The sequence below is a fragment of the Shewanella sp. S23-S33 genome (assembly GCF_043359565.1).
Classification (GTDB): domain Bacteria; phylum Pseudomonadota; class Gammaproteobacteria; order Enterobacterales; family Shewanellaceae; genus Shewanella; species Shewanella oncorhynchi.
The window spans coordinates 43,474-56,418 of record NZ_JBHFFD010000048.1; the positions used below are offsets into that span (position 1 = coordinate 43,474).

The 12,945-nt window shown below is 46.4% G+C and carries 10 protein-coding genes and 1 riboswitch; of the genes, 6 read left to right on the forward strand and 4 right to left on the reverse strand.

Features of this window, described 5'->3' with window-relative positions; all coding sequences use genetic code 11:
• Positions 1-171 precede the first annotated feature (171 nt).
• Positions 172-618, reverse strand: a complete 447-nt coding sequence (locus ACHA99_RS12540; RefSeq protein WP_393943068.1) for a GIY-YIG nuclease family protein — start codon at positions 616-618, stop codon at positions 172-174.
• Between the two features lie 11 nt (positions 619-629).
• Positions 630-2,765 (reverse strand): S9 family peptidase, encoded by a 2,136-nt coding sequence (locus ACHA99_RS12545; protein ID WP_393943070.1) that lies wholly within the window; start codon positions 2,763-2,765, stop codon positions 630-632.
• A 180-nt stretch (positions 2,766-2,945) separates the two neighbouring features.
• A riboswitch (FMN riboswitch) is annotated at positions 2,946-3,177 on the forward strand.
• A gap of 188 nt (positions 3,178-3,365) precedes the next feature.
• Between ACHA99_RS12545 and ribB the strand changes: the two genes are divergently transcribed.
• Together ribB and ACHA99_RS12555 are read left to right on the forward strand one after the other, a co-directional pair.
• Positions 3,366-4,019, forward strand: coding sequence for a 3,4-dihydroxy-2-butanone-4-phosphate synthase (ribB, locus tag ACHA99_RS12550; RefSeq protein WP_219251725.1), 654 nt, complete (start codon positions 3,366-3,368; stop codon positions 4,017-4,019).
• Positions 4,020-4,452: 433 nt separating this feature from the next.
• Positions 4,453-7,677 (forward strand): EAL domain-containing protein, encoded by a 3,225-nt coding sequence (locus ACHA99_RS12555; protein ID WP_393943072.1) that lies wholly within the window; start codon positions 4,453-4,455, stop codon positions 7,675-7,677.
• Between the two features lie 72 nt (positions 7,678-7,749).
• Here the strand turns inward: ACHA99_RS12555 and ftnA are convergent, their stop codons facing one another.
• Complete coding sequence (gene ftnA, locus ACHA99_RS12560; RefSeq protein ID WP_113941270.1) at positions 7,750-8,286, reverse strand: non-heme ferritin; 537 nt, start codon at positions 8,284-8,286, stop codon at positions 7,750-7,752.
• Between the two features lie 349 nt (positions 8,287-8,635).
• Between ftnA and glp the strand changes: the two genes are divergently transcribed.
• The 4 genes from glp (at position 8,636) to ACHA99_RS12580 (ending at position 11,724) form a co-directional block, all read left to right on the forward strand.
• Positions 8,636-9,889 carry a gephyrin-like molybdotransferase Glp gene (gene glp, locus ACHA99_RS12565; protein WP_393943075.1) on the forward strand — a complete coding sequence of 418 codons (1,254 nt, stop codon included), beginning with the start codon at positions 8,636-8,638 and terminating at the stop codon, positions 9,887-9,889.
• A 10-nt stretch (positions 9,890-9,899) separates the two neighbouring features.
• Positions 9,900-10,670, forward strand: a complete 771-nt coding sequence (gene moeB / locus ACHA99_RS12570) for a molybdopterin-synthase adenylyltransferase MoeB (protein ID WP_393943077.1) — start codon at positions 9,900-9,902, stop codon at positions 10,668-10,670.
• A 128-nt stretch (positions 10,671-10,798) separates the two neighbouring features.
• Positions 10,799-11,461 carry a Bax inhibitor-1 family protein gene (locus ACHA99_RS12575; RefSeq protein ID WP_168826929.1) on the forward strand — a complete coding sequence of 221 codons (663 nt, stop codon included), beginning with the start codon at positions 10,799-10,801 and terminating at the stop codon, positions 11,459-11,461.
• Between the two features lie 17 nt (positions 11,462-11,478).
• Positions 11,479-11,724: a DUF333 domain-containing protein gene (locus ACHA99_RS12580; RefSeq protein WP_263175880.1), complete on the forward strand. Its 246-nt coding sequence runs from the start codon at positions 11,479-11,481 to the stop codon at positions 11,722-11,724.
• 87 nt (positions 11,725-11,811) lie between these two features.
• Here ACHA99_RS12580 and rlmF read toward each other — a convergent pair whose 3' ends face one another.
• Positions 11,812-12,912 (reverse strand): 23S rRNA (adenine(1618)-N(6))-methyltransferase RlmF, encoded by a 1,101-nt coding sequence (rlmF, locus tag ACHA99_RS12585; protein WP_263175881.1) that lies wholly within the window; start codon positions 12,910-12,912, stop codon positions 11,812-11,814.
• Positions 12,913-12,945: the final 33 nt, after the last annotated feature.

A 12,945-nucleotide genomic window follows, 5' to 3' on the forward strand; every position in this document is an offset into this window, starting at 1 on the left:
GCAAATTTGGCAATGAGCACAAGGGGCTTCAACTCCGTCAGGGGCGTCTTGGAGAATCCAAGGAGGATAGGACGAGTAGTCCTCCTTGGTCGGGTGTGGGGTGAAGCCCCACGACGTTGATTTAGCTTTTGCCTGAACACAATAAGATCTGAATGATGTCAGAGTTCAGTGTTATCTGAGTACAGATTCGATCAACGCCAATTTCTGAGCACGACTCAGTTTTTTAACCGCGATTTCACGCTTTAGGGCATCGCTGCGGGTGCCGACTTGTTCTTGATACATCAAGGTTAACGGACCTTTACCGCGCAAATACTTAGCGGATTTGATACCACCCGATTGATGCTCGCTAAAGCGTCGTGTGACATCTGTGGTGACACCTGTGTATAAATGCCCGTTGGCGCAGCGGACTAGATACAAATACCAGAGGGATGATGACTTTATGGGTGTAGGCTTCTGTGGTGCAGGATTTAATGGTACGGGATTCAGCGAAGCTTCTGTCACTGCATCTTTGGTAGCGACAGCACTAGTCACTGGGGCAAGTGTGTCTGCCACCAGTGACTCATGTTGCTGTAAAGCGCCTCTGTCAGTATTACCTAGGTTGACGGCTGATTCGGTCACTTGCGAATGACCTACTTCGCCATACCTAATAGACTCAAGAAGAAGGCATATTCTTGGGCTGTGTCTTGGTATTGGCGATAACGGCCACTCTTACCGCCGTGGCCAGCTTCCATATCCACATTGAATAACAACACCTTATCATCCATCTTGTACCACTTATTCTGTACATCGCGCAGTTTAGCGACCCACTTGGCGGGTTCAAAATACTGCACTTGGGAATCATGCAAACCTGTTGTCACTAACATATGTGGGTATTCTTGCTCGGTGACATTGTCGTAGGGCGAGTAACTCAGCATGTAATCGAAATAGGTTTTCTCGTTCGGATTGCCCCACTCGTCGTACTCATTGGTCGTCAACGGAATCGACTCGTCCAGCATAGTCGTCACCACATCAACAAAAGGTACATGGGCTGCAAGGGCGAAATACTTGTCCGGCGCTTGGTTAGCAATCGCGCCCATTAGCAAACCACCCGCGCTGCCGCCTGAGGCAACTACCTTGTTTTTGTCGCCATAACCTTGCGCCGTTAATGCCGTTGTTACGTCAATAAAATCATTGAAGGTATTCTTCTTATTCAACAACTTACCATTGTCATACCAAGGGCGACCGAGCATTTCTGAGCCGCGCACATGGGCAATGGCATACACAAAACCGCGGTCAAGCAAACTGATAACGGATGAAGAAAAATCGGGTTCTACTGTGTAACCGTAAGATCCATAACCGTATTGATACAGAGGGTTAGTGCCATCTTTCTTGAATTTATCTTTGCGATATACCAAAGAGACAGGCACTTTTGCACCGTCGCGGGCCGTCACAAATATCCGTTCGGCACGATACTGGCTGGCATCGAAGCCGCCTAAGACTTGATCTTGTTTTAATAAATCCCGTCTATCGGGATTCACCAGCGAATATTCGTATACGGCTTCTGGCGTCGTTAGGCTAGAGTAGAAAATGCGTAACTTATTGCTGTCTTGCTGGGAATTAATCTCTAAACCCATCACATAAGCAGGCTCATCAAAGCTCAACTCGAAGGGCTTTTGACCATTGAGCGGCATCACTTTAATCCGCGTCAGGCCGTTTTCACGGGTCTGAATAATCAGATAATCCTTGAGCACTAACTCATCTTCGATACGGGCATTGGGATTATGCGCAACCACTTCTTGCCACTTCGATTTATCCGCCGCATCTTTGATGGCAACTTTCATCAAACGGAAGTTAGTCGCCTGCCAGTTGGTGAGAATGTAATAAGTATCACCCAGCTTAGACACACTGTATTCGTGGCCTTCTTCCCGCGCTAATACTGGCTTGAATAAACCTAAAGGCTCGCTGGCATCGAGAATAGACACTTCACTCGTCGTGGTGCTTTCTTGGAACAACACAATTTGCGACTCATCTAAGGTTTTGCCGAGCGAGATATAAAATGAATCGTCTTGTTCTTCATACACTAAGACATCGCTCGATTGCTTAGTGCCCAGCTCGTGGCGATACACTTGATAGCCCAGCAAGGTTTTTAGATCTTTGGCGATATAGAACACATGCTTGTTGTCGTTCGCCCACACTACGCGACCTTCGGTATTTTCAAGTACATCGGTGATCATGTCGCCCGAAGCCAAGTCTTTAAAATAGATGTGATATACACGGCGGCTGAGGACGTCTTCACCAAAGGCCAACATGGTTTCATCTGGGCTGACACTGGCGCCGCCTAAACCATAAAACTCATGGCCCTTAGCTCGCTCGTTAACATCGAGCATCACTTGCTCAACACCATCGGCGCCCTTACGGCTGATCAGCGGATATTCGCTGCCCTCTTGGTATCTGTGATAGTAGCTGTGCTGATGCCATTGGTACGGCACACTCGACTCATCGGCGACTAAACGCTCTGTTAACTCTTTATAAAGACCATCTTGCAGCGGCTTTAATGGTTTGAAATAAGCAGCGGTATAACGATTCTCAGCGTTGAGATAGGCCAACACTTTAGGATCTTTGCGCTCATCATCACGCAGCCAATAGTAATCATCGGTACGCGTTACGCCATGTAAAGTCATCACATGGGGAATTTTTTCAGCAACCGGGGCAGGTACTTGCCCTTTGGAGGTCGAACAAGCGGATAACAGCATAACAATACCTAAAGTGAGTAGCAGAGAGCGCATTTATACGTCCTTGTGACGTCCATAACGACCGTCGAAGAATGCGACGGCAAGTCAATTAGCTTATGTGTTCAGTATGATAGTGGTCAGGTGTGCACTAGCGCAAACATTGAACGCGAGAAGTTGCCATTCGCGGTAAATAAGAGCAACATAACCGCGTTTTTGAGCGCAAATGGCTCAAAAGCAAATTCTCAGGGCGGGGTGAAACTCCCCACCGGCGGTAAATGGGTAACGACTAAGTGATTATTTTGCTGAGCGACACCCAAAGCCCGCGAGCGCCCGAAATCACTTTCGGGGTCAGCAGATCTGGTGCCTTAGATTTTGCCTAGTGCAAAACTGACTATTCCAGAGCCGACGGTAATGGACTGTTTGCTTTAATGGCGACAGTGCTGAGTCCGGATGGAAGAGAATGTAAGACAACATTGTGTTATCTCAGTGCAACGCGCTGATGTATCTCAGTGTTAGCCTCATGTTTTGCAATAACTTCACCCCAAGTGAAGTGATATTGCTACAGCAAAATCGAGCCATTGGGTTTGATTACGTTGTATTTCTGCACGCCCTGATTCTGGATATTCCAATGTCGTTTATTAAAGGATATTAACCATGAATCAGTCTTTACTTGCTCCTTTTGGTACTGCTATCGAACGCGTTGAAGCGGGTCTTAATGCCCTGCGTCAAGGCCAAGGTGTGTTAGTTGTCGATGACGAAGATAGAGAAAACGAAGGCGATTTAATTTTCGCTGCCGAGACGCTGACTAACGCTCAAATGGCCATGCTCATCCGTGAATGTAGCGGTATTGTTTGCCTGTGTTTACCCGATGCAAAAGTCAAAGCCCTCGAATTGCCCCCTATGGTGGAAAACAACTCGAGCCAATACGGCACGGCGTTTACTGTGAGTATTGAAGCTAAAGTCGGTGTGACGACTGGCGTTTCTGCCGCTGACCGCGTGACCACCATTAAAGCGGCGATTGCCGATAACGCTAAGCCAAGCGATCTCGCTCGTCCTGGCCATGTGTATCCACTTCGCGCCCAACCGGGTGGGGTGTTGACCCGCCGTGGTCACACTGAAGGCACTATCGATTTAATGCAACTCGCGGGTTTAAAAGCCGCTGGCGTATTGTGTGAAGTCACTAACACCGATGGCACTATGGCGCGTTTGCCCGAAATTATTGCCTTCGGAACTCAGCACAATATACCCGTGTTAACGATTGAAGATATTGTCGTTTATCGCAAATCATTGCTGGCCAATGTCGGCTAGATAACGCGCCAATCGCCTGAATCTAGGGCATTGATTTAAATAGAAGGACGTTTCGCTGCGGCAAACGTCCTTTTTATTTAAGTAGATTTACCGTTAACAATCGCGTTCCACCTAATGCACTAAAAAACGATAAAAGGTAAAGTTAAACAAGTCATTCTTTCGAATGATGAAATACTGCTTCACATCACAGACAAGGCAAATGCTTGTTTGATAGGTGCAAAATAGGTTAATAAAAATAGTCTCTTAGCATGATATATAACAATTTGCTTAATTTCGTGACCTAGATTAGATATCCATAAACTAAAGGTCGCGGTGGCTGGCCGCCTATGTTAAATATCCTCACCCTGTGCCTAGTCCTATTTGTAACTCGGATTCAACGTTATTACGTTGAATTTTCTTTTTCTGCCTAGGCGAACGAGTGGAGTGATCTTTAATGCCGTCAGCGCTACACCATCTCAGTTTGAAGCAAAAGCTCATTCTGTTTTCGTTAGTCCCATTATTAATGATGAGCTTTTTCATTCTGACGCGCATGCATGACTTGATAAAGGAATCACACTCGGCCAAGCACAACCATCTTGCGGTACAAACGACGGTACAAATCACTGAGCTACTCTATCAGTTGCAAAACGAATATGGTCTAAGTACAAATCAGCGACCAACCGATGAAGTGCTATTACAGCAACAAGCGACTAGATCAAAAGCACTCGATGCATTACTAAACAGTGAGCCTTTAGAGCATCTTATGGAGGCGCTCGACCCTAAAAGTATTGAAGCAAACAAAATGAACGCATTGTTGGATGCGCTCAAACTCACAGGCAACAAACTCGCTAACGTTCACCAAAACCACACAGACGAAACACTGAGTCAGTTTACGGAACTCTATAATCAATTCCACACTCAGCTTTTGCAGCTCATTCAGTTATTACAGTTACAAACCAACGAAATCAGTCAGTCCCGTGCCTATACCGATCTATTGAACCTACTTATGGTGCAGGAGTTGGCCGTAAAAGAACGAAGTGCCATCAATCAATTACTGCTCAGCAAGTCACTCAATATTAATGATTACCGCACCATAATCTCCTTCATGTATGAATATGAGCGAGCCGTGATGCACGCGAGTAATGCATCAATTTCCGATAGAAGGTCCTTACTGCAAAACCTACAAGATTCGCCAGAAAATCAACGCATTCTGCAAATCAGCAAGCAAATTGAACAACAAACTCGCATTAGCGCTCTGGCACAAAATATTAATGCCTACTTAGGTTACGGTGGCTTAATGGGCAGTTTTCAGGACTATTTGCTTAAGGGCGGTGAGATTTCACTGCAAAAATTTAATGCAGCACTTGCGACGATTCAGCTTAATTTGGATGAACTCAGTCACGAGACTCGTTCTCTACCCGAATTTAAGGCGGCGCTGAAAACCATTGAAGACAGCATAAATCAATACCAATTCAGCATGGTCAAATTGCAGCAACTGCAGCAGCAAGGTTTGCCGATGACGGAGATCAAAGCCATCGCGCAAGTCCCTGCCAGCGAGGACAAATTAAGCCAAGCGATGAGCCAACTATTAATGCCGCCACATCCAATTGATAGCCAGGAGTGGTGGGATCTCACCACTCAGCGTATCAATCAACTACATTTGCTGGCGCAAAATATCACCAAGAACATGGCGCAGCAGAGCGAATATCAACAAAACCACACCTTAATCTTACTCGGCTTATACTTGTTCTCGGCTTTGTTCACCGCGACCATCACACTTTGGCTTGGACAAAAGATCATCCGCAATTTTATGGATAAGATCACTAAGATTGCCAATGACATGCAGCAAATGGCAGCAGATCCACAGCTCAATATTAATATCCAAGTCTCAGGCACAGATGAACTCGCCCGCATGGCCCGTGCCATGAACCGTATGATTAGCGAACGGCAAAAAGCGAACCATGCCCTAAGCCGTGCCGCAGCTGTGTTTGACTATTCTGCCGAAGGCATAGTGGTGACAGATGCCGACAACCATATTGAACTGGTCAACCCCGCGTTTTGCCACATTACGGGCTATTCATTGGAAGAAGTAAAAGGCCGCAGTCCCTCCCTACTCAGCTCTAGCCGTCATCCTAAACACTTTTATACCGCCATGTGGGAGTCACTACAAAAAGAAGGGAAATGGGAGGGTGAAGTTTGGAATAAACGCAAAGATGGCCAAGTGTATCCCGAGTATCTAGCGATTACTGTGGTGCGAAATGAACAAGGTAAAATAATCCAACATATTGGTTTATTTATGGATATCAGTAAGCGTAAGCAATATGAGCAGGATCTTTGGTATCAGGCCAACTTCGATGGATTAACTGGGCTGCCTAATCGTAAGCTGTTCAATGAACGACTGCAGCACGAAATCCATGTGGCGCAGCATGACTCTCGCAAGCTGGCTATCTTGCTGATTGATTTGGATCAATTCAAATATATCAATGATGTACAAGGCCATGCCACTGGCGACTTATTACTTAAAGATGTCGCAAAGCGCTTAGAAGGCATTGCGGGGAAAACCGATTTTATCGCACGTATCGGTGGCGACGAGTTTGTGCTTATCTTGCCACGACTGACTAACGAACTCGCCATCGAACACATGGCAACCCGAATCATTGAAACCTTAGGTATGCCATTTAACTTAAATGACCGCGAGATCCAGATTTCGGCCAGCTTTGGTATTGGCGTCTATCCCGAAGATGGGTTAGATACCGGCTCACTCACCCGCAATACCGAAACCGCCATGTATCAAGCCAAAGATGCGGGACGGAACAATTTTAAATACTTCACCGCGGGTATGAATCAAGCCATGTTCGCCCGGATGGAGTTAGAACAACGTCTACGCCGTGCCGTGGCACAAAATGAATTTGCCCTGCATTATCAACCTATCGTGGATATGCAAACCGGAAGTGTCTGCAGCGTCGAAGCCCTTATCCGCTGGCAAGATCCCGAGCTTGGGTTGATCCCGCCGGATCAATTTATCCCATTAGCCGAAGAAACCGGGCTGATAGAGCCTATGGGCGAATGGGTGCTCAACCAAGCCATGCATGATCTGAGGCAATGGCAGAAAAGTGGCTTAAATATCAATGTCGCGATTAATGTTTCCAGCCGCCAATGTATCAATACACGCGGCATGGGGTTCGACCAAGTGTTGCAGGAGTGCTTCAACCGCCACCACGTCAACCCACGAAATGTGCATATTGAGATCACTGAAAGCATGCTGATGGGCGATGCCAGCCATTGCTTGAGCACGCTCGAGTCTATTCGTCATTTAGGCTCGCAAATCTATATCGATGACTTTGGTACGGGTTATTCTTCCCTGAGTTATCTGAAAAAATTCCCGATTTCAGTGATTAAAATCGACCGCAGCTTTGTGGAAAATGCCCTCGAAAATAACTCGAACGCCAACTTAGTCAAAGCGATTGTCATGATGGGGCAAAGCCTAGAAATGGAGTTAGTTGCTGAAGGCATAGAAACCGAAGCACAGTGGCACTTCCTACGAGATTTAGGTTGTCACTTCGCTCAAGGGTATTTGATCTCCAAACCGCTCCCCTTTAACGAGATCACTCCCTTGCTACGCATCAAGCACACAGCACTGTTGAATGATGGCTATCAAGATAAATGCGTGAATATCTAAGCTTATAAAAAATAAAACGATAAAGAGCAAAAAAGCAGCCTAGGCTGCTTTTTTGTGGCAAATAAAACGGGTTTAAGCCTGTGGTTGGCCTTGACCGTTCATTATGCTTTCGCCACCCTTAGAGGCTAGCTTAGCTAAATCTTTATCTATAAAGAACAGAGCCTTACCATCTTCGCCCACTAAACGTATCTTATCGACAATCGACTTAAACAGCTTTTCTTCTTCGTGCTGCTCAGCGACATACCATTGTAAGAAGTTAAAGGTTGAGTAATCTTGATTCGAAAATGCGGCATGGGCCAAGGCATTGATCTGACGGGTAATCAGTTGCTCATGCTCATAGGTTAATTCAAACAATGTCAGTAAAGAATCAAACTGTGACTGCGGCGCCGCAATCGCACCTAACAAAGGTAAGCCACCGGTTTCACTCACATACGTGAACAGACGGCGCATATGGCCCATTTCTTCATCCGCGTGCTCACGCATAAACTTAGCTGCGCCTTCAAATCCCTGATCTTCACACCACGCACTCATTTGCAGGTATAAATTTGAGGAGAAGAACTCCATATTAATTTGTTCATTCAACTTTTCGATCATAGTTGCAGACAGCATAGTAAATCCTCTTTTGCATTCGAACTGAATCATGGGGGACATTGTCATCAAGGGGGTCGACAAAAGCAACAAAATTTACCTTTGGATTTCTTGCTAAGTTAATGATTCATTGATAAAAATGATTTTCATTTGTTCATCGACTCGCGTTCAACCCTCGAATTAGCGCAGTAAATTGTGTGACGTCTAGCGAGGTTATCGCCCAAAGTGGCAGAAAAAACTGACTGGCCTATCACAGAAACTCACATGCAAATCATAGCCATCCCAGATCACCGTGGCATAATAGCCAGTCATAATCAGGTGGAAATTCATTCAGCGTCATTACGACCCATTGCATATAAGGCAGACCCTAATGTCCGTAACAGCCGATCCTTGTTCGCAACCTAGCTTAATGCATCCAGATCAAGCTATTCCCCTTTTGCTCGAGCAAGTTAGCCCAGTGTCAGACACCGAAGTCGTATTGCTTCCCCATGCCCTTGGCCGCGTCCTAGCAGAAGATTTAGCTTCCTGCATCGACCTGCCGCCCTTTAACAACTCCTCTATGGACGGCTACGCCTTCCGTTTTGTCGACTTAAATACGCAAACCAATCAGACCGCATTGCGCCTTATTGGCAGTTCCTTCGCTGGCCATGGTTTTAAAGGTGAAGCCAAACCTAATACCTGCGTGCGGATCATGACGGGCGCGCCTGTGCCTACAGGTTATGACACAGTGCAAATGCAGGAAGAAGCCGAGGTTGAAGGTGAGATTATTCATATCCGCCACCCTAGGGCGCAAGGCGCCAATGTGCGTTGCCGCGGTGAAGAACTCACCCAAGGCACTAAAGTGCTCAGTGCTGGCATTCAAATTGGTGCCGCCGAACTCGGGGTGTTGGCCACGATTGGCGTTAGCCAAGTGCGAGTTTATCGTCAGCTTAAAGTGGCCTTTTTCTCCACTGGCGATGAACTGCGTCCCGTTGGCAGCGAATTAGCCCTAGGACAAATTTACGATTCAAACCGTTACTCGATCCAAGGCTTACTCAGCCGCGCTAATGTGGAATGGCTCGATTTAGGCGTAATAGCCGATGATCCTGAAGCCATACGTCAGGCATTTCGCCATGCGGCCAACCAAGCCGACATGGTATTAACCTCGGGTGGCGTGTCGGTCGGTGAAGCGGATTTCACTAAACAAATTCTTGATGAGGAAGGCAAAATTACCTTCTGGAAACTCGCTATCAAACCAGGTAAGCCCTTCGCCATGGGCCGTATCGGCAAAGCGATATTCTGTGGTTTACCGGGGAATCCCGTGTCTTCTATGGTGACGTTTTACAAACTCGTTTGGCCAATACTGAACAAGATGCAGGGCTTAACCCCAGTTGCACCTTTGATGTTAGACGCTACGCTCACCACGCCTGTACGTAAACAACCGGGCCGCGTCGAATATCAACGGGGCGTTTTAAGCCGTAATGCACAAGGTAAACTTGAAGTTGCCATTACTGGTAGCCAAGGTTCTGGCATGTTGACTTCGATGAGCTTAGCAAACTGTTTCGTTTTATTGGAGCAATTCCAAGGTGATACTCCCGCTGGCACCCAAGTGACTGTCGAGCCATTTAACAGCGTGCTTTGCTAGGAAAATCCCAATGAATGTGCCAAAAGATATTCTCAGCGACAGCGAACTCTTAAGATACAGCCGCCAAATATCCATCAAGGCTATGGATATCGACGGTCAAGAACGCTTAAAACAAGCCAAAGTGCTCATGATAGGCGCTGGCGGTTTGGGCTGTGCCGCCAGCCAGTACCTCACGGTTGCGGGTATTGGTGAACTGACACTGGTCGATTTTGATACAGTTGAATTATCCAACTTGCAGCGCCAAGTGCTGCATCAAGATGCCAATGTCGGCCAGCCTAAAGTCGAATCGGCTAAACAGAGCCTCAGCCAGCTCAATCCCTTTATTAAGATCAATATTATCAATGCTGTATTAGATGATCATGAGATTGACGCCCTTGTCGCCGATCACAATCTAGTGCTCGACTGCACCGATAATGTCAGTGTGCGCGAGCAACTTAATCTCAGCTGTTTTAAGCATAAAGTGCCCTTAGTATCTGCCGCGGCAATTCGGATGGAAGGCATGGTCACTGTGTTCGATTATCACAGCGAAACGCCTTGTTATCATTGCTTTAGCGCCCTATTTGGCGAGCAACAACTGAGCTGCGTTGAATCGGGTATCCTAGCCCCTGTCGTCGGCATGATAGGTTGTTTGCAGGCGGTTGAAGCCATCAAAGTGATTACTGGCATGGGTAAAACCTTAGCAGGACGCATTTTGATGATAGATGCGATGACGATGGAGTTTCGCGAGATGAAGTTACCGAAACAAGCCCACTGCAGTGTTTGTGGCACTGAAGAGGCTTAGGTTGTTCTCGCTTGAAAAACAGCTTTATTTACACTAGCTTAATTGCCACCGCTTAATTTGCCGTCATATAGCTCAACACTGATGACGCTTAATGGCCCGTTAAAATAAGGAAATCACAAGGAAAACATATGGATTCGGAAAACAGTGTATTTGACCGCATGACCACAGACGACCCCATAGTTGGCGCAGGTATTTACAACCTCGTTATCGGCCTCACGCTGATTTGGGGTTTTGCAGTTAACTATTGGATGGTCACCAATATCGACCCAGAGGCTATTGCCAGTGTTAATCCTTGGATTTTCTTTATCGGCTATTTCGCCTCCTGTTTCTTTGGGATTTATCTATTCCAAAAATCGACTAATCCCGTTGTCAGTTTTATTGGCTACAACTTTGTGGTCGTGCCCTTCGGCTTAATAATCAATATGGTGGTCAGTCAATACGATCCCGAATTGGTGACTGAGGCCATTCGTATCACAGGGCTAGTGACCATAGCTATGATGTGTTTAGGCACACTCTTCCCCGCCTTTTTCCAAAAAATTTCCGGTGCACTCACGATTGCTTTATTGCTCGTTATCGTCGTCGAACTGATTGAAGTGTTTATCTTTAATACTCACCACGGCATTTTAGATTGGATAGTCGTGCTGATTTTCTGCGGTTATATTGGTTATGACTGGGGACGGGCGAATCAAATTCCTAAAACCATAGATAATGCCATCGATAGCGCCGCCGCTTTGTATATGGATATCATCAACTTGTTCCTACGGATCCTGCGGATTTTAGGGCGAAAATAACTCACCAAGGAGTGTCTATGAAAATCAAATTCCTACTTGTTACTGCTCCACTTCTGGCGAGTGTGGTATTAGTCGGATGCAGTGATACTGAACAAGCAAAAATAGCCAATCCCGCCTCTGAGTATTGTGTCTCCATTGGTGGCAAATTAACAATTGAGAAAACAGCCGAAGGTGAACATGGGATCTGCACCTTACCCAGCGGTGAAGCCATTGAAGAGTGGGCGTTATTCCGTCGCGATCATAAGGAAGAAAAGCCGCAGTAACAGTGGCTATTTTTACCTTTAATAAAAACAGGCGCCATTAGCGCCTGTTTTGTTAATAGTACTTAATTGGGTCATACCCAAAAAGCCTTAACGGGCTAAGTGTTCACCGCGCCAGATTTTGCGCTTAGCTGCTGACTGGAAGCTCCACGCTAAAACCCGCGTAATTTTATTACCCTGCTGCATCTCAATCGTTTTCACAGTATCGACTTTCAACTGCGCTAAGGCTTGATAACAAGGTTTCAGGTTTTCCTTCTTCGACACTAGACTGGTAAACCATAAGCATTGATCTGCAAACATTTGGCTCTCACGGATCATAGTCGCTAAAAACTGTCGTTCACCACCTTGGCACCAAAGTTCAGCCGCTTGACCGCCGAAATTCAGCTTAGGGGAAGACTTGACCAAGCCACCTCGATTGAGCTGCAGATTATTCACCTTACGCTTTGTACCTTCGCTCGCCTCAGCCATAGAGGCATGAAATGGCGGATTGCACAGGGTTAACGCAAAACGTTCTCCGGCTTGAATGATTCCCTTGAAGACCGCCTTATCATTTGGCTGGAATCGTAAACTTATCTGCCCTTGCAGCACTGGGTTTTGCTCAATAATACTCTGCACATTACTGAGTGAACCGGCATTAATATCCGAGGCGACAAATTGCCAACCGTATACTTGGCAACCCAATATGGGATAAATACCGTTCGCGCCAGTACCGATATCTAATATCCTAGCCTTATCCAAGGCAAATACATCATCGCCTTCGGCTAGAAGGTCTGCTAAATAATGCAAATAATCGACTCGACCGGGAATAGGAGGACATAACGCTCCATCAGGAATATTCCAAGATTCAATCCCATAATGGTGTTTCAGTAGCGCCGCATTAAGGATTTTAACTGCTAACGGATCGGCAAAATCGACCGATAAAGCCCCATAAGGCGTGGGTCGAACAAAGGCTTTTAGCTTAGGGAATGAACTCATCAGCGCCGGAAAATCATAGCCGTTCAAGTGTACATTTCGAGGATGCAAAGCTTTTTTAATCTCAGCACTGGGCCTGTTTTTGACCGACTTCACTTTGCCTTTCACCTCAGTTCTAGCCTGCTTTGGTGCTTTAGTTTTTGCATGACCAATGCTGGCTGTACTCGTTAGGCGTTTCGCAGTCACTAATTGGACGGGTTTCACGGCAGGTTTTGACATAATAGCTCTTGTAACGCAGTGGGCCGACCTAAG

Excerpts from the sequence above, each read along its gene's own strand:
- rlmF (WP_263175881.1), bottom strand. The coding sequence starts at position 12,912 with ATGTCAAAACCTGCCGTGAAACCCGTCCAATTAGTGACTGCGAAACGC.
- ACHA99_RS12580 (WP_263175880.1), top strand. The coding sequence starts at position 11,479 with ATGAAAATCAAATTCCTACTTGTTACTGCTCCACTTCTGGCGAGTGTG.
- glp (WP_393943075.1), top strand. The coding sequence starts at position 8,636 with ATGTCCGTAACAGCCGATCCTTGTTCGCAACCTAGCTTAATGCATCCA.
- moeB (WP_393943077.1), top strand. The coding sequence starts at position 9,900 with ATGAATGTGCCAAAAGATATTCTCAGCGACAGCGAACTCTTAAGATAC.
- ACHA99_RS12555 (WP_393943072.1), top strand. The coding sequence starts at position 4,453 with ATGCCGTCAGCGCTACACCATCTCAGTTTGAAGCAAAAGCTCATTCTG.
- ribB (WP_219251725.1), top strand. The coding sequence starts at position 3,366 with ATGAATCAGTCTTTACTTGCTCCTTTTGGTACTGCTATCGAACGCGTT.
- ACHA99_RS12575 (WP_168826929.1), top strand. The coding sequence starts at position 10,799 with ATGGATTCGGAAAACAGTGTATTTGACCGCATGACCACAGACGACCCC.
- ftnA (WP_113941270.1), bottom strand. The coding sequence starts at position 8,286 with ATGCTGTCTGCAACTATGATCGAAAAGTTGAATGAACAAATTAATATG.
- ACHA99_RS12545 (WP_393943070.1), bottom strand. The coding sequence starts at position 2,765 with ATGCGCTCTCTGCTACTCACTTTAGGTATTGTTATGCTGTTATCCGCT.